General features: G+C 73.0%; 19 protein-coding genes and 1 pseudogene. 7 read left to right on the forward strand and 13 right to left on the reverse strand.

Annotation, left to right across the window (positions count from 1 at the left end; translation table 11 throughout):
- Window positions 1-565: 565 nt before the first annotated feature.
- Window positions 566-1,789 (reverse strand): hypothetical protein, encoded by a 1,224-nt coding sequence (locus tag AWW66_RS01655; RefSeq protein WP_245647822.1) that lies wholly within the window; start codon window positions 1,787-1,789, stop codon window positions 566-568.
- A 161-nt stretch (window positions 1,790-1,950) separates the two neighbouring features.
- On the opposite strand from AWW66_RS01655, the gene AWW66_RS01660 reads away from it, so the two are divergent.
- Together AWW66_RS01660 and AWW66_RS01665 are read left to right on the forward strand one after the other, a co-directional pair.
- A complete protein-coding gene (locus AWW66_RS01660; protein WP_067359510.1) occupies window positions 1,951-3,513 on the forward strand; it encodes an NAD(P)/FAD-dependent oxidoreductase in 1,563 nt (520 codons plus the stop codon).
- Between the two features lie 427 nt (window positions 3,514-3,940).
- A complete protein-coding gene (locus AWW66_RS01665; RefSeq protein WP_169807043.1) occupies window positions 3,941-5,089 on the forward strand; it encodes an NRAMP family divalent metal transporter in 1,149 nt (382 codons plus the stop codon).
- Between the two features lie 50 nt (window positions 5,090-5,139).
- Here AWW66_RS01665 and AWW66_RS01670 read toward each other — a convergent pair whose 3' ends face one another.
- The 11 genes and pseudogenes from AWW66_RS01670 to coxB form a co-directional block, all read right to left on the reverse strand.
- On the reverse strand, window positions 5,140-5,955 hold the full coding sequence (locus tag AWW66_RS01670; protein WP_067359512.1) for a CPBP family intramembrane glutamic endopeptidase: 816 nt from the start codon (window positions 5,953-5,955) through the stop codon (window positions 5,140-5,142).
- A 71-nt stretch (window positions 5,956-6,026) separates the two neighbouring features.
- Window positions 6,027-6,368: pseudogene (locus AWW66_RS33315) on the reverse strand (SDR family oxidoreductase); the annotation flags it as partial.
- Between the two features lie 125 nt (window positions 6,369-6,493).
- On the reverse strand, window positions 6,494-8,209 hold the full coding sequence (gene qcrB / locus AWW66_RS01680) for a cytochrome bc1 complex cytochrome b subunit (protein ID WP_157527070.1): 1,716 nt from the start codon (window positions 8,207-8,209) through the stop codon (window positions 6,494-6,496).
- A complete protein-coding gene (locus tag AWW66_RS01685; RefSeq protein ID WP_067359515.1) occupies window positions 8,206-9,069 on the reverse strand; it encodes a QcrA and Rieske domain-containing protein in 864 nt (287 codons plus the stop codon). The genes qcrB and AWW66_RS01685 overlap by 4 nt, the downstream gene beginning before the upstream one ends.
- Complete coding sequence (gene qcrC, locus AWW66_RS01690; protein ID WP_067359516.1) at window positions 9,066-9,854, reverse strand: cytochrome bc1 complex diheme cytochrome c subunit; 789 nt, start codon at window positions 9,852-9,854, stop codon at window positions 9,066-9,068. Before qcrC ends, AWW66_RS01685 begins: the two co-directional genes overlap by 4 nt.
- A gap of 3 nt (window positions 9,855-9,857) precedes the next feature.
- Entirely contained in the window at window positions 9,858-10,247 is a 390-nt protein-coding gene (locus tag AWW66_RS01695; RefSeq protein ID WP_067359517.1) for a c-type cytochrome, read from the reverse strand.
- Complete coding sequence (locus tag AWW66_RS01700; protein WP_067359518.1) at window positions 10,244-11,128, reverse strand: cytochrome c oxidase assembly protein; 885 nt, start codon at window positions 11,126-11,128, stop codon at window positions 10,244-10,246. The genes AWW66_RS01695 and AWW66_RS01700 overlap by 4 nt, the downstream gene beginning before the upstream one ends.
- On the reverse strand, window positions 11,116-11,514 hold the full coding sequence (locus tag AWW66_RS01705) for a hypothetical protein (RefSeq protein WP_067359519.1): 399 nt from the start codon (window positions 11,512-11,514) through the stop codon (window positions 11,116-11,118). Before AWW66_RS01705 ends, AWW66_RS01700 begins: the two co-directional genes overlap by 13 nt.
- Complete coding sequence (locus AWW66_RS01710; RefSeq protein ID WP_083978144.1) at window positions 11,514-12,134, reverse strand: cytochrome c oxidase subunit 3; 621 nt, start codon at window positions 12,132-12,134, stop codon at window positions 11,514-11,516. Before AWW66_RS01710 ends, AWW66_RS01705 begins: the two co-directional genes overlap by 1 nt.
- Entirely contained in the window at window positions 12,131-14,059 is a 1,929-nt protein-coding gene (gene ctaD / locus AWW66_RS01715; RefSeq protein WP_067359520.1) for a cytochrome c oxidase subunit I, read from the reverse strand. Before ctaD ends, AWW66_RS01710 begins: the two co-directional genes overlap by 4 nt.
- A 17-nt stretch (window positions 14,060-14,076) precedes the next feature.
- Window positions 14,077-15,039 (reverse strand): cytochrome c oxidase subunit II, encoded by a 963-nt coding sequence (gene coxB, locus AWW66_RS01720; RefSeq protein ID WP_067359562.1) that lies wholly within the window; start codon window positions 15,037-15,039, stop codon window positions 14,077-14,079.
- A 175-nt stretch (window positions 15,040-15,214) separates the two neighbouring features.
- On the opposite strand from coxB, the gene ccsA reads away from it, so the two are divergent.
- Genes ccsA through AWW66_RS33320 form a run of 5 tightly spaced genes read left to right on the forward strand, consistent with a single transcriptional unit; the run spans window position 15,215 to window position 19,733 of the window.
- The gene (ccsA, locus tag AWW66_RS01725) at window positions 15,215-15,985 is read left to right on the forward strand and encodes a cytochrome c biogenesis protein CcsA (protein ID WP_083978146.1); all 771 of its coding nucleotides are present in this window, start codon (window positions 15,215-15,217) and stop codon (window positions 15,983-15,985) included.
- Window positions 15,982-16,389: a cytochrome c maturation protein CcmE gene (locus AWW66_RS34185; protein ID WP_067359522.1), complete on the forward strand. Its 408-nt coding sequence runs from the start codon at window positions 15,982-15,984 to the stop codon at window positions 16,387-16,389. The genes ccsA and AWW66_RS34185 overlap by 4 nt, the downstream gene beginning before the upstream one ends.
- Window positions 16,379-18,304, forward strand: a complete 1,926-nt coding sequence (locus tag AWW66_RS01735) for a heme lyase CcmF/NrfE family subunit (protein WP_067359523.1) — start codon at window positions 16,379-16,381, stop codon at window positions 18,302-18,304. Before AWW66_RS34185 ends, AWW66_RS01735 begins: the two co-directional genes overlap by 11 nt.
- Entirely contained in the window at window positions 18,301-18,858 is a 558-nt protein-coding gene (locus AWW66_RS01740) for a TlpA family protein disulfide reductase (protein WP_067359524.1), read from the forward strand. Before AWW66_RS01735 ends, AWW66_RS01740 begins: the two co-directional genes overlap by 4 nt.
- Window positions 18,859-18,872: 14 nt before the next feature.
- Window positions 18,873-19,733, forward strand: a complete 861-nt coding sequence (locus AWW66_RS33320; protein WP_169807044.1) for a cytochrome c-type biogenesis protein CcmH — start codon at window positions 18,873-18,875, stop codon at window positions 19,731-19,733.
- 435 nt (window positions 19,734-20,168) lie between these two features.
- Here AWW66_RS33320 and AWW66_RS01750 read toward each other — a convergent pair whose 3' ends face one another.
- Complete coding sequence (locus tag AWW66_RS01750) at window positions 20,169-20,588, reverse strand: nuclear transport factor 2 family protein (RefSeq protein WP_169807045.1); 420 nt, start codon at window positions 20,586-20,588, stop codon at window positions 20,169-20,171.
- Window positions 20,589-20,711 lie beyond the last annotated feature (123 nt).

Genomic DNA, 20,711 nt, shown 5'->3' on the forward strand with positions numbered 1-20,711 from the left:
TCAGCAGGGGAAGGCGGTGTCGCCGGGGTCGGCCGTGCGGTTGCCGGCGTCGGGGCCGCTGTGGAGTCTCGCCGCGGCACGTCGGCGTGGGAGCCGCCGGGTGTGGACGGGACGGCGGACGGGAGCGTGCCCGTCGTCGCGGCCCGCTGGCGAGACCGTGCGCTGCACCGGTGACATGCCTGCCCTTTCGAGAGCCTCGGCACCCTGAGCCGCTCCACCTGCGGGCTCGCGCAGGACGGAGGTGGGACGAGGGTGTGCGAACAGTTGCCCCGGGCCAGGTGGAAGCCGCCCGTCGAGCGACACGGGCGGTTCCAGGGGGGCCGACCCACCGTACGCAACAAGAGGGATCGATAAACGCGGTCAGCCTGTCGGCATTCCGGCACCGACTGATCTTCTGGGTTAACCACAAAGCACCAAAGCTCTACTGTGGATCGCCAACCGCAGGTCCACGGTCACGCCCGCTCCCCCGCCGTCGAGGGACTGTGACGATCTCGCCCCCTGTCGGGTAACCGTCTGCAGCACCGGTGGACAGCAGTGCTCGTCACGCCCCCGCGCCGCGTCGTACTCAGATGACGAAGTGGGTCCAGTAGGCGAGCCAGAGGACGAACAGGGCGCCCTGGAGCAGGGCGAGCACGGCGGCCGACCAGACGTCGACCCCGGGCCGCCGCGCCCACCTGGCCAGCACGAGAGCCACCGGGAAGACGGCGAGCAGGTAGCGCAGCAGGCTCTTGTAGACGGGCGGCCCCATCGACAGCGGCACCAGCACCATCAGCACCCCGTACACCAGGTAGGGCAGGCCCAGGCGGCGGGCGCCGGCGACGAGGACGGCCAGGACCAGGACGGCGATCCAGACCCGGACGGCGTCGCGCGGCGGCGCTCCGGTCAGACCGTGCCAGAGCACGCCGAGCGGGTTCTGTACCCGGATGCTCCAGCCCTCTTCCTGTGCGCGCTTGTAGGCGAACCAGTCCCCGCCCTGCCACCGGCAGAACGCCATGAAGGCGAGCCAGCCGGCGGGCACCAGCAGCAGCGGCCACCCGGACCGCAGGTACCCCCACAGGGCGGGTGGGCGCAGCCGGTAGCCGCCCTGCCGGAGCAGGACCAGGGCCAGCGGGAGGACCACGACGAACCCGGCCGACCGGCTCAGCGCCAGGAAGAAGCCGACCACGCCGACCAGCAGCCACCGGCGTTTCTCCGCGTAGTAGAAGGTCGCCAGCGCCAGGCAGAGGAAGAGCGACTCGGTGAGCGCCGCGTGGAACAGGAAGGCGGTGGGCAGCAGCACCAGGTACCGCACGAACCGCCGGGCCGCCCGGTCGCCGTCGCGGTCGGTCCCGTGGTCGGCGGCGGGGTCACGGGGGTCGCCGGTGGTGGCATCGGTCAGCAGGTGTTCGCCGAGCCGGTGGGCGTAGTAGAGGACGCCGAGAAAGGCCGCGTTGGCGACGAGCAGCAACGCGAGCGCGGTGTCGCCGCCCAGCAGCGGGGCCAGCGGTCGGGCGAGGAACGGGTACAGCAGGGGGAAGGCGAAGTCCCGCCACGGCTCGTCCAGCGGCAGCCCGGCGAGGTGGTCGTAGATGAACGAGTCCCAGGCGAACCAGAGCGAGAACCACCGGTGCGGCGACGCCTCCCGCTGCTGCTGGCGCATCAGCACCTCGTCCGGCGGCGGCGCCGAGGGGATCTCGTCGAAGGCGGCGAGCGTGAGCACCCCGACCAGGCTGAGGACGATCTTGGTGCCGACGAAGACCGCCAGCACGTACGGCCAGGGCGCGGGGACCCGCGTGAGCAGTCGGCCCACCCGGCCCGTCCCGACCATCCGTCCCCCGACCGTTCCCGCCCCGAAAGCCGGTGCCGCCTACCCGGTCCGTGGCGGGTCATGCCTGCCGGTGGCAGGTGACATCGGCGTCCTGGCGGGTATGCGGGCGGCCGTCTGGTCGAGGGGTGACGGGGGCGCGGGGCATGGGTGGCGAGCACGGCACGGTGGTGATCGGTGCGGGTCCCGCGGGGCTGACCGCGGCGTACGAACTGCTCCGCCGTGGCTGCGCGGTGCGGGTCTTCGAGGCCGACGAGGTGGTCGGCGGGATCAGCCGGACCGTGGAGCGGGACGGGTGGCGCTTCGACATCGGCGGGCACCGGTTCTTCACGAAGGTGTCCCGGGTCGAGGACTTCTGGCACGAGATCCTGCCCGACGAGGACTTCCTGCTCCGCCCCCGGATGAGCCGGATCTACTACCGGGGGGCGCTCTACGACTATCCGCTCAACGCCGGCAACGCGCTGCGCAACCTGGGGCTCTGGGAGGCCGCCCGGTGCATGGGCTCGTACGCGCGGGCCCGGCTGCGGCCACCGGCGGACCAGTCCCACTTCGAGGGGTGGGTGTCGGCCCGGTTCGGCTGGCGGCTGTACTCGATCTTCTTCAAGACGTACACGGAGAAGGTGTGGGGCATGCCGGCCGACCAGTTGCAGGCGGACTGGGCGGCGCAGCGGATCAAGAACCTGTCGCTGGCCACGGCGGTCCGCAACGCGGTGCTGCCCCGACGTCACCGCACGGACGTGACCAGCCTGATCGAGGAGTTCCAGTACCCGAGGCTCGGGCCCGGGATGATGTGGGAACGCTGTGCCGAGGAGGTCCGGCGGCGGGGCGGCACGGTGGAGACCGGCTCCTGCCTGACCGCCGTGCACCGGGACCCGCAGCGACGCCGCGCGGTCGCGGTCACCGTCGACGGCGCCGGGGGGCAGCGCACCGAGCCGGCCGACCACGTCGTCTCCTCGATGCCCATCTCCGAGCTGGTGGGGGCGCTGCGTCCGGCCCCACCGGCGGAGGTCCGGGCCGCCGCCGAGGACCTGCGGTACCGGGATTTCCTCACCGTGGCGCTGGTCGTGCCGGCGGAGTTCTCGTTCCCCGACAACTGGATCTACGTGCACGACCCGGACGTGCGGGTGGGCCGCATCCAGAACTTCGGCTCGTGGTCGCCGTACCTGGTGAAGGACGGCCGTACCTGCCTCGGCCTGGAGTACTTCGTGTCGGTGGACGACGAGACCTGGCGGACGCCCGACGCCGACCTGATCGTGGCCGCGACCAGGGAGTTGGAGAAGCTGGGGTTGGTCCGGCCCGGCGTCGTCGAGGCCGGCTACGTGGTGCGGATGCCGAAGGCGTACCCGGTCTACGACGAGCGCTACCAGCGCAACGTCGACGTCATCCGGGAGTGGCTGGCGCGGGAGGTGCCGAACGTGTACCCGGTCGGCCGCAACGGCATGCACCGCTACAACAACCAGGACCACTCGATGCTGACGGCCATGCTGACCGCGGAGAACATCGCGCACGGCACCGACCACGACGTCTGGTCGGTCAACGTGGAGCAGGACTACCACGAGGAGACGGGGCGCGGCGCCGGGGGGCGCGGCACCGGCCGGGACGCGCCGCTGATGCCCGCTCCGCCGCTGCCGGCCGCGACCGTCGTGGCGGGCGCCGCCCGTGACGTCGGTGGTGGGCGCGCCACCAGGCCGACCGGCCTACGCCCCTGAGCGAGCCGCCGCCGCCCCCGACCCGGTCCGGGCAGAGGGGCCAGGCCCACACCAGGTTGGTCAGCGCCGAGAACCCGGTCAGGTTTCCCGACCCTGGCCATGTCTGAACCCTCGGCGGCGCGTCGCGCCGGTGTGTCCTCCGGCGGCCGGCCACCGGTTGTCGTCGGCGGAAACCCCGGTCGGGTCCCTGATTCACGCCCCCGTGCCCTGTCCGTTCGACGAAGATGGCAGACGTGGCAGGCACCGTGTGGCGGGGTGGCTCTCACGGTGCCTGCCCGTCCGGGCCAGCCGGGTGACCCAGCAGCCGGCTCGCCCTGAGCCCGGCCCCCGGCACCGCCACCCGCACCGACGACGCGCGCCGCGGTTCCGGCTCCGGCTGTGGGGGCCGGGTCTCATCAGCGGTGCCGCGGACACCGATCCCACCACCGTGACGACGCTCGTCGTGGTCGGCGCCAGCACCACCTTCGGGTTGGCCTGGCTGACCCTGCTGATGATGCCGGCCCTCGTGGTCGTGCAGATCCTCGCCACCCGAGTCGGCGTGCTGTCCGGCCGCGACCTGCAGAAGGCCGTCCGCGACGGCTACGGCCGGACGGCCAGCGTCGTCCTGCTGATCTCCATCGTCGCGGTCAACATCGTCACGATCGCCGCCGACGTCGCCGCCGGCGCCGCCGCGATCGGTCTGCTCGTGGGGGTGGAGTCCCGGTGGCTGATCCCCGCTTTCGCCGTCGCCGTCCTGACGCTGCTTCTCATCGGCCGGTACGACGAGGTCGAACACGTGCTCAAAGTGGTGATGCTCGGCCTGCTCGCCTACGCCGCCGCCGCGGTCCTGGCGCACCCCGACTGGCTCGCGGTCGCGCGGGGAAGTCTGGTTCCCGCCGTGCCGCTGACGTCGGCTCACATCGCCAGCGCGCTCGCCATCGTCGGCACCACCCTGACCAGCTACATGTACGTGTGGCAGACCATCGAGCAGGTCGAGCAGCCGTGCACGCACGAGCAACTCAAGGTCCGCGAGGGTGACGCGATCACCGGTGCCGGGCTGGCGGTGGTCATCTTCTGGAGCATCCTGGTCGCCAGCGGCGCCACGCTCGGCACCCACCACGAGCAGGTCACCACCGCCGAGCAGGCCGCCCAGGCGCTGCGCCCCCTCGCCGGGCCGTTCGCCAGCGAACTGTTCGCCGTCGGTCTGCTCGCCTCGGCGATCATCGCCGTTCCGGTCATTCTGTCCACCGGCGCGTACGCCACCGCCAGCGCGTTCGGTTGGGAGCGGGGGCTGAGCAGGACGCCCCGGCAGGCGCCCCGCTTCTACACGATCGTCGTCGCGCAGACCGTCGCGGGCGTCGCCCTCGCGGCCAGCGGCATCGGCGCGATTAAGCTCCTGTTCGTGGCTGGCCTCGTCGCCGGTGTCGCCACGCCTCTCGGGCTGGTCATGCTCGCGCTCACCGCGGGGAACACCAGTCTCGTCGGCTCAGCGCCCATCCACTGGCGGTTGCGCGCCGCCGCGTGGCTCATCGCCGCCCTGGTCACCACCGTCAGTCTCACCTTCGTCGCCCAACAACTGCACCTCATCCCCGGATGAGGACCGACGACCATTTGCCCGTTGGCGGAACGCCGCCGAGGGTCAGACCGTCACGTCGGGTCGGCACCGGTGGGGCCGGCGGTACGCGCGGGGCCGGCCGGTTCGACGCGCTTGTGTCCGACCAGCACCACGACGGCCAGCACGATCATCGCGCCGATGGAGACGATCGGGAGGATGCGGATCTGTCCCTCGACGACGTAGTTCGAGATGAGTGAGAAGTCCCAGGCGCCGTGTACGAGCGCCGGGCCGAGGATTCCGCCGGTGCGCCGACGGATGAGGTAGAGGAAGTAGCCGGCGATGATCGTGGCGATCACCTGGACGACCGCTCTGGGTCCCTCGCTGTAGAGGTTCGCCAGGTGTGCGACGCCGAAGATGACGGTCGACCACAGCGCGACGATGCCTTCTCGGTAGCCGTGGCTGCGGAACGTGGTCACGCCGACTCCTCGGAACATGAGTTCCTCGCTGAAGCCGATGAGCATGGTGGAGAACAGCAGGAGCAGCGTGTATGTCCCGCCCTTGCTCGCCAGGCCGCCGTAGTTGGTGACGAGGAGGATGCTCGCGACCATGACGATCGGGACGACGATCACCCACGACCGTACCGGCCGGTCGTCGCGCCACACGGGCCGCCACCACCGCAGGACGGTGATCACGGCCACCGTGAACAGCAGCGTGGCGGTGACGGGCACCGTGAACATCCGCCAGGTCGCGTCGACGTTCGGCGGGGTCGCGTAGCTCAGGTCGAGCCCACGGGTGAGCACGTGGCCCAGTCCCTGCACGATCGCGAGGTAGACGACGACGAGAAGCAGGTACACCCGCACCGGCAGGCGCCGGGCCGAGGAGGTGTCGTGACGCCCGGGTGCGGTCATCGTCGGGTCTCCGGAAGTCCCCGGGGCCGGGCGGGTCGCTGCTCGGCGGGTCGGCTCCGCGGGCTCCAGCACCGAAGCCACACGAGGGTGCCGGCGGTGGCCCCGGCCAGCCCGGCGAGGGCTACGAGACGGCGCCGGGACAGCCACGCCTGGGGGCTGCGGCTGTGGGAGCGGGCGGAGAAGCTACCGCGGGCGGCGTAGTCGTGCCCGCCCGGCCCGTCCAGCGGGTGCCACAGGTTCGGCCGATCATGGTCGGCTGCCCGAGCGGTCTGCTGCGACCGGTAACCGGTACGGGCCAGGTATCGATCGAGCAGCCCGGGGGCGACCCGGTTGCCGAGAATGGTCAGCACGGTCGAGGTACCCACCCCGTACTCCCGGCGCCCGGGTCGGTCCGCCGCGCCGACGATCGTCCGCGTACCGGGGGCGATCAGCAGCAGGCTGCCCCAGACCAACCGACCCGCCACCGCCATGTGTCGCAGCGCTCGTCCCGGCCGCTGACACCTCGTCTCCAGGTGCCGGTGGCTTCGGCGTACCTCGTTCATTTCGGCCGGGGCCCGTTCCGGCCCCAGCGCCGGCGTCGGCGGTGACGCAGCGCCGCCGCCAGGAGCGACGCGCCGATGGCGGTGGTGGCCCAGCGACGCAGCGCGGCGCGGACCGGGTGGGGTGGCGGGGGCGGCGGGCCCGGCACCATCACGTGGTCGACGCCCGGGTAGGCGAGCCGGGCGGAGTCGGCCGCCTCCCGCTCGGTCGGTGCCTTGCGGTTGCCGAGGATCGCGACACCGGCCGGCTCGTTCCGGTAGCGCCAGCGCCACTGCTCGCCATCCGGCCACAGCTCGATGCGCTCCCCGGGCCGGTCCGGCGCCGGCAGTTCCGGCTCGTCCGCCGTCGTCCGCTCGTCGGCGCGGGCCGGCCGTCGGGCGGCCCGCAAATCCGCCCGGGTCAGGTCGCCGAGGTGCGTGGCCTCGCTGCGGCGCAGGGCCCGCGCCAGCAGGACGGCCAGCGCCCCGGTGAGCAGCGGCAGCACCAGTACCATCACGCGCAGCACGTTGAGCACGTCGTACACCGGTACCCGCAGCAACCGCGCGATGATGTCGTCGCCGGCGGCCACGACCAGCACCGCGAAGAAGGTCAACGCCGTCACGCCGACGCCGGTACGGATCGGGTGGTCCCGGGGCCGGTCCAGCAACTGGTGCGCGCGGCGGTCGCCGGTGCACCAGCGTTCCAGAAACGGCCAGGCGTACAGGGCGAGGAAGGTGACGCCGCCGAGAACCACGCCCGGGAAGAACGGCGCGGGCACCAGGTGACCGGCGAGTCGGATCTCCCAGGGTGGGAACAGCCTCAACGCCCCGTCGCCCCAGGCGACGTACCAGTCCGGCTGTGCCGGCGAGGTGGCCTGGGCAGGGTCGAACGGGCCGTAGAGCCAGACGGGGTTGATCTGCACGAGCCCGCCGAGGGCGAACAGGACCGCCAGCACCCATGCGAGCAGGGCGAGGGAGCGCAGACTGTAGCTCGGGTAGAGGCGGGAGCCGACCACGTTGTGCTCGGTGCGCCCGGGGCCGGGAAACTGGGTGTGTTTCTGCCGCACGATCATCGCCAGGTGCACCGAGACGAGCGCGACCAGCGCTGCGGGCACCAGCAGCACGTGGGTGACGAACAGCCGGGGGATCATCTCGTCGGACGGGAACTCGCCGCCGAGGCCGAGGGAGACCAGCCGCGAGCCGACGACCGGGATCGACTCCACCACCGAGACGATGATCCGCAGGCCGAGGCCGGAGAGCAGGTCGTCGGGCATGGAGTAGCCGGTGAATCCGTTGGCCAGCGCCAGCATCAGCATGGTGACGCCGACCAGCCAGTTCGCCTCCCGGGGCTTGCGGAACGCGCCGGTGAAGAAGATGCGCACCAGGTGCACCAGGATGGCGGCGACGAAGATGAGGGCGGCCCAGTGGTGGGTCTGGCGAATCAGCAGACCGGCGCGGACATCCCAGCTCAGCCTCATCGTGGAGGCGTACGCGGCGGAGGTGGTGGTGCCCTCCAGCGGCGCGTACGAGCCGTGGTAGACCCGGTCGGCGGAGCTGGGGTCGAAGAAGAGGGTCAGGAAGACGCCGGTGAGCACGAGCGCGACGAGGGAGTAGAGCGCGATCTCGCCGAGCATGAACGACCAGTGGTCCGGGAAGACCTTGGCCAGCGCCCTGCGGGTCAGCGGGGACAACCGCAGCCGGTCGTCCAGCGCGCGGGCCAGCCTGTCCATGATCATGGTCGGCTCCAGTAGCCCGCGCCGGGTGGAGCGGTGAAGCCGCCGGTGGCGCGCAGGTAGCCGTCCGCGTCGGCCTCGATGGGCAGGCCGGGCAGCCGCCGGGCGGCTGGGCCGGCGACCGGTTGCGCGTCGGCGAAGAGGTCGAACGAGGACTGGTGACACGGGCAGAGCAGCCGGCCGGTGCCCTTGAGGTAGAGGCGTACCGGGCAGCCGGCGTGGGTGCAGAGCAACGAGTAGACGACCAGCCCGTCCAGGTGGCCGGCGGACGGTGGCCGGGTGAACCGCTCCGGCCGCAGGCGCACCGCGAAGGCAGGTGCGTCGCCGGCGTCGGCTCCGCCTTCGGGGAACACCGTGACGACCGATCCGGCCGGGATGTCACCGGGGCGCAGGGGTCGGCCGTCGGCGTTCAGGAGACGCACTCCCGGCCCCCACGGGGTGACCTCGCGTGCCCGCACCGGCCGGGTCCGGTCCGACGGCAGCAGCGACCGCAGCGGGAACAGCGCCGCGACGCCGAGCGCGGTCAGCGCCAGGCCCAGCGCGGCGAGCAGGCCGCGGCGGCGGACGGGGCTGTCCGGCGCGGTCAGGACGGCGGCCACCATCGCCTGTTCCTCCGGCGGCGGCGGGAAACCCTCGTGCTCCTCGACGTAGCCGCCGACCGGTACCAACCGCCGGCCCCAGATCGCCAGGCCGATGGCCAGGCCGGCGAAGGCCACCGCCAGGCACACCCCCTCCCACTGGGTCTGTCCGCCGAGCCCGTAGGTGACCGCGAAGCCGATCGCGCCAGCGGCGCTGACCAGGAAGGACAGGATGATCCGCCCGTTGACGCCGGGTGGGGCCGGCGCGACCCGTGGCCGCCTCACTCGCCGGCCCCGCGGCCCAGCCAACGGGCCGCCGCGACGAGCAGCCCCAGCGCGACGGCCCAGGCGACGAGGCCCTCGGCCAGGGGACCGAGCCGGCCGAGCGGGTTCCCGCCGCGGTCCAGGCGCTCGCTGCGGAGGCTCTGCACGTAGGCGGTCAGGTCGTTCACCTGCTGGTCGGTGAAGACCTGGCTGGGGAAGACCGGCATCAGGCCGGGGCCGACCCGGATCGCCTCGGCGACCTGGACGGGGGTCGCCTCGTACAGCGGCGGGGCGATCCATCCGTTGGTCAGCTCCGTGCCCGCGCCGGTGCCGCCGTGGCAGGGGGCGCAGTTCGCGGCGAAGAGTTCCCGCCCGGTGGGCAGGCTGCCCGGCTCGACCTGGGGGATCGCCGGGCCGCCGCCGCCGAAACTGGTCACGTGCTCGACCAGGGCGGCGATCTCGTCGGCCGAGAATGCCGGCTCGCCGCGGCGCGGTTGCTGCATCTCGTGGGGGATCGGCATCCGTCCGGTGCCGACCTGGAAGTCCACGGATGCGGCGCCGACGCCGATCAGCGAGGGACCTCGGGGGCCGCCCTGGCCCTGGTCGCCGTGGCAGCTCGCGCAGTTCTGCCGGTACAGGTTCTCTCCCTGGTCCTGGCCGCCGGTGGGCGCCGGTGCGACGCTGGTGGGTGCCGGCGCGACGGCGGCGGGCGCGGCGAGGACGGCGGGCCCGGCGGCCAGTGCGAGCACCGCGCCCGCCGTGGCGGCCCGGGCCGGCGGTCGCCATCGGTACGTCCAGACGGCCATGGCTCACTCCAGGGTGTGCAGGTAGGCGGCGATGTCCTGGGCGTCGAGCGGGCTGACCCCCAGGTTGGGCATGGCGGTGCCCGGCTCCACGGCCTGCGGGTCGGTGATCCAGCGCTGCAGGTTGTCGGCGTTGTTCACCAGCTCGCCGGCCACGTAGGAGCGGGCTCCGAAGCGGGTCAGCGGTGGGCCCACCAGGCCCTCGGCCCGGTCGATGCCAGGGATGGTGTGGCAGGAGCCGCAGCCGTACCGGGCGATCAGCTCCGCCCCGCGGGCCGGTTGCCCGTTGCGGACCTGTGGTGGTGGGGGCGGATCGGTGCGGGCGCAACCGGGTGCGGCCAGCAGGGACGGCAGCGTCAGCAGCAGGGCCAGCGGCGCGCGGAGGCCGCGGTTCATGACACCACTCCCTCGGTGGCGGCCAGCCGGGCCCCGGTCTCCGGCGAGGTCACCCGCTCCGGGCGCTGCCGTTGCAGGCTCAGGAGCCAGCGCAGGAACAGCACGAGCGTGACGACCAGTGCCACCACGTCCATCGGGGCCCACATCAGCAGCCCGGCGAGCTGTTGGTCGGTCAACGGGTCGGCGCCGAGGACCTCGGGCGGATAGATCGGCCGGGGGGCGAACGTGAGCACCGCGCCCAGCGCGGTCGCCGGCAGCATGGTGGCGATCAGCAGCAGCATCCCGGCCGGCGCGGGCACCCGTTGCCGGGCCGCGCCGAGCAGCGGCGCCCACAGCAGCCAGGCTGACGCGACGAAGCAGGCGTGCTCCAGCACGTGCAGCACGGGATTCCGCTCGGCCGCCGCGTACGGCACCGGCAGGTGCCAGAACCAGAGCACGACGGTCTGGCCGCCGCCGGCGACGAGCGCGACCACGACGGGCCGGCGCAGCCACCGGCCCGCTGCGGCGGCGCGCAGGCGGGCCACCCGGCGGCGGGCCGTCCGGGGGCAGGCCAGGGTCAGTGGCAGACCGGCGGCGCCGGCGGCGAGCAGCGGCCCCGCGACGAGCAGGAGCAGCATGTGCTGCGTCATGTGCCCGGCGAGTCCGCGCTCGGCCAGCGCGGTGAGCGGTCCGCTCTGGGCCGCCAGGACGGTGAGTAGTCCGGCCCCGAAGGCGGTCACCCGCCAGCCGGGAAGGACGTCCCCGACGCCGCGTCGCGCCCACAGCTCGTGCACGCCTCGGCCGTATCCGGCGGCGAGCAGCGCCAGGGCGACGCCCAGCAGCATGGCGAGGAGCCCGCCGGCCATGTCGTCGGTGCCGGCGGCGGCGGTCAGCGCTGACATGGTGGCAGCACCAGCAGGGCGATGCCGCCCAGCACGATGATGGTCAGGAACAGCAGGTTGGACCAGATGCCCACGAGGGCGAGCAGGCGGCTGCGTCCCACTGGCCGGTCTTCGCCGTCGGTCACGACGTGGGTGGTGCGTCGCCAGAGCAGCGTGGCGGCCAGCAGCGCACCGACGGTGGCCAGCGCCGGCAGCACCACCGTGGCGCTGAGGGCGGTGCGCAGCGGGACGGGACCGACGGCCTCGGATCCGGCGGCGCAGGCAAGCTCGTCGATCCCCCAGCCGGTCAGCAGGTGCAGCGCCCAGGCGATGGCGCCGCCGAGCACGGCGTACCAGAACAGCAGGCCGCCGGCGAGGCGGGCGCGGGGGTCGGGATGGGTGCTCATCACAGCCTCGGCGAGAGGTAGATGGTGAACAGGATGGCTGCCCAGACGACGTCGACGAAGTGCCAGTAGATGGCGACGTTGCGGACGCGGTCGTGTCGGTGCGACCCGAAGCTGCCCCCGCGCAGGGACGCGGCGAGCAGCCAGCTGATCATGGTCAGTCCGATCAGGACGTGCAGGCCGTGGAAGCCCGTGATGACGTAGAACAGCGAGCCGTAGGCGTTGGTGGTCATGGTGAACTCGCGCAGTTTCTCGGTGTACTCGCTGGCCTGCAGGGCGAGGAACGTCGCCCCGAGCACCAGGGTGGTCGCGAGCCCGGCGCGCAGCCGCCAGCGTTCGCCCCTGCGGATGCCGTGCTCGGCCCAGATCACCGGGAGGCTGCTGGGCAGCAGCACGGCGGTCATCACCAGCGGGCGCAGCAGCGTGGGTTCGGTGATTCCGGGTGGCGGCCACGTGGGGCCGTACTGGAAGCGCAGGTAGAAGTAGCTGCCGAGGAGGCAGGCGAAGAGGGTGGCCTCGGTGGCGACGAACATCACCATGCCCCACCAGCCGGTCGACCTGCCGACCGGCATCTCGGTGGTGAGGGCCTCGGTGCCGGTGGCCGCCGTCATGCTGCCGCTCATGCGCTCACCCCGACCTCCGTGTCGGGGCGGCGCGGCGGCCACAGCCACACCGCCAGGGTGACGGCGACCGTCGCGGCGGCCCCGGCGGCCACCGGGTACCAGGCGAGCAGCAGCGCGGTGAAGAAGGTCAGCATCGCCAGGGCGAGTACCAGGGGTTGGAAGGACGGTTCCGGCATCTCCACCGCCCGCTCCCGCCGGCCGTCGAGCTCGCTGGTACGCAGCGTCCGCCGACCGTCGGCGAGGACGCGGTCCGGCTCGGCGCCGGTGGCCATCGACTCCCGGCTCGGTCCGTCCCAGTTCGGGTGCAGACTGCGCACCCGGGGGAGGACGGGGAAGTTGTACGGCTTCGGCGGCGAGTCGGTGGACCAGTCCAGGGTGTCGCCGCCCCAGGGGTCCGGCGGTGCCGGCCGGCCTCGTCGGATCGCGTGCACCACGCCGACCAGGACCAGCAGCAGCCCGAGTGCCAGCACGTACGAGCCGACGGTGCTGACCAGGTTCCAGCCGTCCCAGCCCGCCTCGCTGCGGTAGGTGTAGACCCGTCGGGGCATGCCGAACAGGCCGTAGAGGTGCATCGGGAAGAAGGTGACGTGCATGCCCACGAACACGAGCCAGAACGCCCACCGGCCGAGCCCTTCGTGGTACATCCGCCCGGTGATCTTCGGGAGCCAGAAGTAGATGCCGGCGAGCATCGGGAAGACCGCTCCCCCGATGAGGACGTAGTGGAAGTGGGCGACGACGAAGTAGGAGTCGGTGACCTGCTGGTCGAACGCGGTCAGCGCGAACATGGCGCCGGTGAGGCCGCCGAGCACGAAGGTCACGATGAACCCGATGACGAACAGCAGCGGCACCCGGAGGACCAGGCGGCCCAGCATCATCGTGGCCAGCCAGGCGAAGATCTGGATCCCGGACGGGATGGTGATGATGGTGCTGGCCGCGCTGAAGAAGCTGTAGGAGAGTTGGGGCAGCCCGGTGGCGAACATGTGGTGCACCCAGACGCCGAACGAGATGATCGAGATCGACACGATGGCCAGCACCACGAGTGGGTAGCCGACCACCCCGCGTCGGGTGAACGCCGGCAGCACCGCCGAGACGATGCCCAGCGCCGGCATCACGATGATGTAGACGTCGGGATGCCCGAAGATCCAGAACAGGTGCTGCCAGAGCAGCACGTTCCCGCCGGCCTCCGGGTCGAAGAAGTGGGTGCCGAAGCGGCGGTCGAGGAAGAGCATGGCGTTGTCGACGTTCAGGGCGGGCAGCGCGAAGATCACCATGAAGCCGGTGGCGACGATCGCCCAGACGAACAGCGGTACCCGGTTCAGTGACATGCCCGGGGCCCGCAGCTTGAGCGCCGTGACGATGAAGTTGATCGACCCTGCGGTGGTGGCGACGCCGAGGAAGAGCAGTCCCAGGCTGTAGACGTCCATGTGCAGCCCGGGGTTGTGCTGCTCGTCGCTCAGCGGCACGTAGGCGAACCAACCGTTGTTGGGTGCGGCCCCGAAGGGCAGGCTCGCCCACATGAACAGGCCGGAGAACAGGAACACCCAGTAGCCCAGCGCGTTCAGCTTGGGGAAGGCCATGTCCCGCGACCCGATCATCAGCGGGACGAGGACGTTGCCGAAGCCGAACAGCATCGGGGTGGCGAACAGGAAGATCATGGTGGTGCCGTGCATGGTGAACAGCTGGTTGTACTCCTCGGGGGAGAGCATTCCGGCTTCCGGGCGGGCGAGTTGGGTGCGCATCGCCAGCGCGCTCAGCCCGGCGAGGGCGAAGAACAGTCCTGCGGTGACCAGGTAGCGACGGCCGATCCTCTTGTGGTCCACGGTGGTGAGCCAGGAGCGCACCGAGGGGGTCTCGCCCCAGTGCCGTTCCAGCCGGGCCAGGTCCCCCCGGCTCGCGCCGGGGGCCGGTGCGGCGGTCGTGGACATTGTTCCCTCCCCTCCGCTCACGTCAGCGACTGCAGGTACGCGATGAGGTCTGGTAGCCGCTGTGCGTCGACCGGTTGCGGCGGCATGAAGTTGCCCGGCTTGACCGTCTGCGAGTTCGCGATCCAGCCGCCGAGATGGCCGCCGTCGTTGGACACCGCTCCGGCGCCGATGCTCCACCGTGAGCCGACGTCGGACAGGTCCGGGCCGATCCGCCCGTCGGCCCCGGTGCCCCGGATCGTGTGGCAGCCGGCGCAGCTACCCTGCTCGAACGCTTCCTGCCCGCGCCGCTGCGCGTCCGTCTGGGGCCGGGCGGCGGGTGACCCGAGCTGGGAGAGCCAGGCGTCGAACTCACGGCGGGGCTCGGCGACCACGAGGAACGCCATGTGGGCGTGCTGGGTGCCGCAGTACTCGGCGCACTGGCCCCGGTAGGTGCCGGCCCGGTCGGTCTGCAGCCAGGTCTCGCGGACCTCGCCGGCGATCAGGTCGGTCTTCGGCATCAGTTGCGGTACCCAGAAGCTGTGCAGCACGTCGGCGGTCCTGAGCCGGATCCGGACCTTCTCTCCGACGGGGATGTGCAGTTCGTTGGCGGTGGCGCCGGCGACACCGGGCACCCGCACCTCCCACCACCACCTGTGGCCGGTCACCTCGATGGTGGTCGCCTCGGGTCCCGGCCCGTCGCCCAACGCCACGAGGTCGCGCAGTCCCAGCGCGTAGACCGTCACCAGGATCACCAGGGGTATGCCGGCGCCGGCGATCGCGACGAATCGCAGTGGCTGGCCGTGCCGGACTCGGGCGTCGCGTCGGCGGCGGAACACCAGCGCCCAGACCAGCAGCACCATGACCTCGGCGAACACCGCCATGGAGATCCAGAACAGTACCCACCACAGGTCGGCGACCCGGCCCGCGCCCGTGCCGGCCGGGTCGAGGGCGGAGGGCGCTCCGCCGGCGCAGCCGGTCAGCGCCAGCACGCCACCCAGCATCGCCACCCCGGCAAGATGCCGGGTGGGCGTCCCTGGTCCAGATCGCGTGTCCACCAAGAGCGGATCTTAGTAACAAGAACGGCGTTATGGACCTTTCGGGGCGAATAGCAGTTTTAGTACTTGAAGTCCGATAGATTCACCACTCGGCAAGCAGCAGGCGACCGTCGACGGGACGATGATGCGAACCTCTACCGTGGAGCTGACCGCAGACTCCCCCCACGGTGCCGCCGCCCGGCGCACCACCGCCTGGGCCGCTGCCGGCCTCGCCGCGGCTGCCGGCCTCGCCGGCGGCCTGCTGGCCCCGACCGACGCCCTGCAGGGACCGGCGCAGCGGCTCATGTACCTGCACGTACCAGCCGCCTGGGTGGCCTACCTGGCGTTCGCCGTCGTGCTCGTGGCCAGCGGCGCCCACCTGGTGCGCGGCGACGCCCGGTGGGACCGGATCGCGCGGGCCGCCACCGAGATCGGCGTCGTGCTCACCGCCCTCACACTCGCCACCGGCGCGCTCTGGGGGCACCTGGTCTGGGGCACCTGGTGGGCCTGGGACCCACGGCTGGTCGGGACCGCGCTGCTGTTCCTGGTTTACGCCGCCGCCCTGGCCCTGCGCCGGGCGCTCGCCGAACGGGCCGGTCCGCCGGCGCACGGCGACATCCGGGTGACCCGGCCGGTCGCCGTACTCGGCATCGGTGGTTTCCTGCTCGTCCCCGTGGTGCACTTCTCCGTGCTCTGGTGGCGCTCACTGCACCAGCAGGCCACCGTGCTGGCCCCGGAACGACCACCGATCGACCCGCGGATGGCACTGGCGCTGCTGCTGGCGGTCGCCGCGGTCAGCGTCGCCGCGACCTGGGTGCTGGCAGACCGGGTGGTACGGCTGCGACGGCAGGCCGACGCCGCCCGCACCACCACCGCACGCCGGCCCGCACGCCGCCCGGACCTCGTACGGTGATCCGGCGCCCCGGCCGCCTGGCCCTGGTGGCGGTGCTGCTCGCCGGCGGCGCGTTGCTGGTCACCGGCGCGCTGCGCGACACCCTCACCTACTACCGGACACCCGGGGAGGTGCTCGCCGACCCGGACGCCGCACGCGAGCGGGTCCGCCTGGGCGGCGAGGTCGTCCCGGGGTCGGTGCGACGGGACGGCGAGGTGGTGCTGTTCCGGCTCGCCGACTCGGGGCACGAGGTGGCCGTGCGGCAGAGCGGGATGCCGCCGGAGACGTTCCGTGAGGGAGAGGACGCGGTCGTCGAGGGACGGCTCGGCGTCGATGGGGTGTTCGACGCCGAGCACGTGGTGGTGCGGCACGGCAACGAGTACCGTCCCGCCCCACCCCCTGCGGAGCCCGCCGATGCTCGGTGACCTCGGTACCGCCGGCCTCGTCGCCGGCCTGCTCGCCGCGCCTCTCGCCGCGTTGCTCTGGCTGCGGGTGGCGCTGGCGGGAGCGCCGGCCCGGCCGGCCCGGCTGGCGTCGGTCGGCGCGCTGCTCGCCGCCGTCACGGCATGCGCGGTACTGGAGGCGGCGCTGCTCGGCCACGACTTCAGCGTGCGGTTCGTGGCCGAGAACGGCGGCCGGCATGTGCCCCTCTACTACGCCGTGACCAGCCTGTGGTCGGCCATGGACGGATCGCTGCTGCTGTGGCTCCTTGTCCTTGCCGGGTACGGCGCCCTGTTCGCGCGCGGGCGGCCCGACCGGTTGCGCGCCTGCGCGATGGTGGTCATCAGCGTTGTCACCACGTTCTTCTTCGCGCTCTCCACCTTCGCCGCCAACCCGTTCCGGGCCGTGCACCCGGTCCCGCCCGACGGGCCGGGCCCCAATCCGCTGTTGCAGGAGCACGCGGCGATGGGCGTCCACCCACCCCTGCTGTACGCGGGATACCTCGGCATGGTGGTGCCGTTCGCGCTGGCCCTGGCGGCCCCGCTGGCCGGCCCGGACGGCCGGGACTGGCTGCGGCTGGCCCGGCCCTGGGCGCTCGTGGCCTGGACCACGCTCACCGCCGGCATCGTCCTCGGGGCCTGGTGGTCGTACGCGGTCCTCGGCTGGGGCGGCTACTGGGCGTGGGACCCGGTGGAGAACGCCTCCCTGCTGCCGTGGTTGACCACCACCGCCCTCCTGCACACCAGCCTGGGCGGCGGCCGGGGCCGCGAGCGGTGGAACAGCGTCCTGGCCTGTGCCGGTTTCCTGCTGGTGCTGCTGGGCACGTTTTTGACCCGCTCCGGCGCCGTGGCCAGCGTCCACGCCTTCACCGAGTCCCCGCTGGGGCCGCTGCTGCTCGGCTTCGTACTGCTCGCCGTGCTGGCCACCACCGTGCTCACCGGCCCCCGCCAGCCCCCACCCGCCCGGCCGGGGGTCCCCCTGTGGTCCCGGCCCACCGCCGTGCTGGTCAACACCGTCCTGCTGGTCACCGTCGCCGCGGTGGTGCTGATCGGCACCGTGCTGCCGCTGATCGCCGAGCCGGTCACCGGCACCCGGGCGAGCGTCGGGCCGGGCTACTACCACCGCACCGCCGTGCCGTTGGCCGTGGTGGTGCTGCTGCTGGCCGGGCTGCCGCCCGCGCTACGGGTCCGGGACCGGGCCGGCGTGCTGCGCCGGCTCGCCCTGCCCGGCGCGGCGGCGCTGGCCACCGTGGCCGCCGTCGGCCTGCTCAGCCGGCCCGGTGCAGCCGCGCTCACCGCGTTCGGAGCGGCGGCCTTCGTCCTCACCGGTCTCCTCACCGCCCCCGGCGTTCCGACGACCGCAGGACTCCGCCGGTCCCGGCGTCGGGCCGCCACGCTGGGGCACGCCGGCCTCGCCCTGCTCGCCGTGGGCGTCGCCGCGTCCGCGACCTACGCACGGGTGGACGAGCGGACCCTGCGGGTGGGCGAGACGATCCGGGTGGGCGACGTGGCCGCACGGCTGGAGTCGGTGCAGCGTGCCGCGCCCGGCGGCAGGATGACGGTACGGGCCCGGCTGGTCGTGTCGTCCGGCGGGCACAGTCACCTCGCCGCGCCGGTGCTGCGGTACGACCCCGCCCGGGACATGGCCGTGACCGTTCCGGCGATCGACGCCGGGACCCGCCGCGACGTCTATCTCACCCTGCTCGCCGTGGCGGCCGACGGCGGCAGCGCGAGCGTACGCCTGGCGGTGAACCCGCTCGTCGGCCTCATCTGGGCCGGCGGCGCGGTCGGCACGGCCGCAGGCCTGCTCGCCCTCTCCGACACGGTGCGGGCACGGCGGGTACGACGACCGCACCCCACCGGGCGGCGTGTTCCGGTGGCGGCCGGGGCGTCGCCATGAGCTGTGGTGCCCGACGGCCCTGGTGGTGGCGGATCCGGCCGGTCCCGGCGGCGGTCCTGCTGCTCGCCGTCGCCCTCGGGGTCGTCCTGTCCACCGAGCGCCTCGCCGGCCCGACCGACGCCGGGCAGCGACCCGCGTGGGCGGCGCCGGCGCTGGCCGGCACCACGCTCGACGGTGCCCAGTTCGACCTGGCGACGCTACGCGGGCAGGTCGTGCTGGTGAACGTCTTCGCATCCTGGTGCGGTCCCTGCCGGGACGAACTGCCGTTGCTGGCCGAGACCGCCCGGCAGGGGTCACCACAGGGGCTGCGGGTGGTCGGGCTCAACCTGCGCGACGGGCCGGACGCGGTGCGGGACCTGCTGGAGCGGACCCGGGCGGACGCGCTCACCGTGCTGCCCGACCCGGACGGTTCCCGGGCCGTCGACTGGGGCGTCCGCGGCGTACCGGAGACCTTCCTTGTCGACCGCGACGGACAGGTCGTCGCGCACCAGCCCGGCGTGGTCACCCGGCAGTGGCTGCGGGACCGGTTGTCACCCCTGTTGGCGGCGGCGTGATCCGGCGCGCCGGCGTGGCACTGACGCTGGTGGCGCTGCTCGCGGCGGCAGCCGCCGGGCTGTTCCGTTCGGCCGTGCCGGCCGGCCGGGCGGACCCGGTCGCCGCAGTCGCCGCCGGCCTGCGCTGCCCCGCCTGCCAGGGTGAGTCGTTGGTCGACTCCCGGTCCCCCATCGCCGTGTCGATGCGGCAGGTGATCGCCGACCAGACGGCGCAGGGCCGCAGCCCTGACGAGATCCGCCGGTGGTTCGTGGCGCGCTACGGCGAGGAGGTGCTGGCCCAGCCGCCCGCGCGGGGCCCGGGGCTGCTGCTGTGGGTGGTGCCCGCACTGGCGCTGCTCGGTGCCGGTGCCGCCGCCGCGCGGACGATGCGGGCCCGTCGTCCGGCGCGGGTCAGCCCGGCGGACCGCCCGACCCGGCGACGGTCGCGCCGGCCCGTCTGGTGGCTCGCCGCAGCCGGGCTGGTCGCACTGGTGGTGGCCGTGGCGGTGGCCGCCGACCGCCTCGCCCCGCCGACCGTCACTCCCCGCACCGACCCGACGGCGGTGGCGCTCAAGCTCGCGTACGACCTGGAGGGCCAGCAGCGCTACGACGCCGCCGCGCAGATGTACCGGGAGGCGCTAAGGGACCGCCCCGACGACGGGGTGCGGCTGCGTCTGGCCTTCGCCCTGCTGCGCGCGGCGGACGCCGCCGGAGCCGAGCAGGCGGCGGGGCAGGTCCTCGACCACGCGCCCGAGTCACCGGACGGGCTGCTGGTCCTGGGTCTGGCCCAGCGCATCACCCGTCCCACCGTCGCGTCGGCGACGCTGCGCCGGTTCCTCGCCGTCGCGCCGGCGCACCCCGCGGCCCCGGAGATCCGCCGTCTGCTCGGCAGCTGACCGGTGTCAGGGACGGTGCCGGGACCGGGCCACCAGGTAGCCGAGGAACAGGCCGCCGGCCAGGATCACGACGCCGCGAGGGGTGGTCGCCGAGCGTAGTGTGCCGGGCCCGCTTCGTCGGCGCGGTCGCGGATCTGCACCCGCCCGCACAGTGTCCGGCGTTGACAAGCGAGATCGGGGTGCGCTGCTTGACGACAACCCGTCAACGTGAGGGATTCGCGTTGGGCGAGTCGCCTCAGGCGACGACGGCCACCCCCGACTGCGACTCGCCGAACTCCCGACCCGCCACCAGCTTGCGGCGGCCGTCGAGGGCCGAGGTGCCGGTCGGCCACTCGTCCGCACCCAGGTAGCAGGCCCCGGCGTCCCGTGGACGGCGTCAGGCGGCTGAGCCGAGGTACCGTGTCCCGGACGCCGGTCTCAGGTCACGGCACCGGCTCACCGGTGCACGCGCTCCACGATCCCGTAGTAGGCGTGCAAATCAAGCCACTCGATGCCGGAGACGACCTTCCCATCCGCCATCGTCAGGACATAGAGGTACTCATTGCGGTAGGGCTCGCCGTCGATCGCGCGGCTCGCACTCCTGATCCGCACGATCACCTCGTCCCCGTCGGCCCAGGAGCCGTGCGGCGTGACGGCCAGCGGCTCGGCCAGCCGCTGGTAGAGCGCCGCCTCCGCGTTGTCGTAGAGATCCTTCATCCCCTGGTACGTGCGGGCCACCGGACCGTGCCCGGCGATCGTCCACTCCACGTCGTCGGCGAAGATCTCGTCGAAGAACCTGGTGAAGTCGCTCGCCGCTCCGCGCAGGGCGGTCCGCACGATGTCGAGGTTGCGCTCCTCGACGGCCGTGTACGACATGCCGATCTCCCTCTGCTCGTCATATCCGTGCATCCGGTGCACTCGCGCCGCCGGTCCGGGGGCACGATCTCGACGCTAGGGTCGCGGCGGGCCGGTCGTGGAGGCCGCGGTTCGCGGGGGTGC

This window comes from Micromonospora rosaria (assembly GCF_001567585.1).
In the GTDB taxonomy this organism is placed as follows: Bacteria; Actinomycetota; Actinomycetes; order Mycobacteriales; family Micromonosporaceae; genus Micromonospora; species Micromonospora rosaria.

Bases quoted from the DNA above. Each gene is read 5' to 3' on its own strand.
- AWW66_RS01750 (WP_169807045.1), bottom strand. From the start codon at position 20,588: ATGTCGTACACGGCCGTCGAGGAGCGCAACCTCGACATCGTGCGGACC.
- AWW66_RS01695 (WP_067359517.1), bottom strand. From the start codon at position 10,247: ATGAACCGCGGCCTCCGCGCGCCGCTGGCCCTGCTGCTGACGCTGCCG.
- qcrB (WP_157527070.1), bottom strand. From the start codon at position 8,209: ATGATCATGGACAGGCTGGCCCGCGCGCTGGACGACCGGCTGCGGTTG.
- AWW66_RS01660 (WP_067359510.1), top strand. From the start codon at position 1,951: ATGGGTGGCGAGCACGGCACGGTGGTGATCGGTGCGGGTCCCGCGGGG.
- AWW66_RS01710 (WP_083978144.1), bottom strand. From the start codon at position 12,134: ATGAGCGGCAGCATGACGGCGGCCACCGGCACCGAGGCCCTCACCACC.
- ccsA (WP_083978146.1), top strand. From the start codon at position 15,215: ATGATGCGAACCTCTACCGTGGAGCTGACCGCAGACTCCCCCCACGGT.
- qcrC (WP_067359516.1), bottom strand. From the start codon at position 9,854: ATGGCCGTCTGGACGTACCGATGGCGACCGCCGGCCCGGGCCGCCACG.
- AWW66_RS01740 (WP_067359524.1), top strand. From the start codon at position 18,301: ATGAGCTGTGGTGCCCGACGGCCCTGGTGGTGGCGGATCCGGCCGGTC.
- AWW66_RS01735 (WP_067359523.1), top strand. From the start codon at position 16,379: ATGCTCGGTGACCTCGGTACCGCCGGCCTCGTCGCCGGCCTGCTCGCC.
- AWW66_RS01705 (WP_067359519.1), bottom strand. From the start codon at position 11,514: ATGAGCACCCATCCCGACCCCCGCGCCCGCCTCGCCGGCGGCCTGCTG.
- AWW66_RS01670 (WP_067359512.1), bottom strand. From the start codon at position 5,955: ATGACCGCACCCGGGCGTCACGACACCTCCTCGGCCCGGCGCCTGCCG.
- AWW66_RS01700 (WP_067359518.1), bottom strand. From the start codon at position 11,128: ATGTCAGCGCTGACCGCCGCCGCCGGCACCGACGACATGGCCGGCGGG.
- coxB (WP_067359562.1), bottom strand. From the start codon at position 15,039: ATGCTGGGTGGCGTGCTGGCGCTGACCGGCTGCGCCGGCGGAGCGCCC.
- ctaD (WP_067359520.1), bottom strand. From the start codon at position 14,059: ATGTCCACGACCGCCGCACCGGCCCCCGGCGCGAGCCGGGGGGACCTG.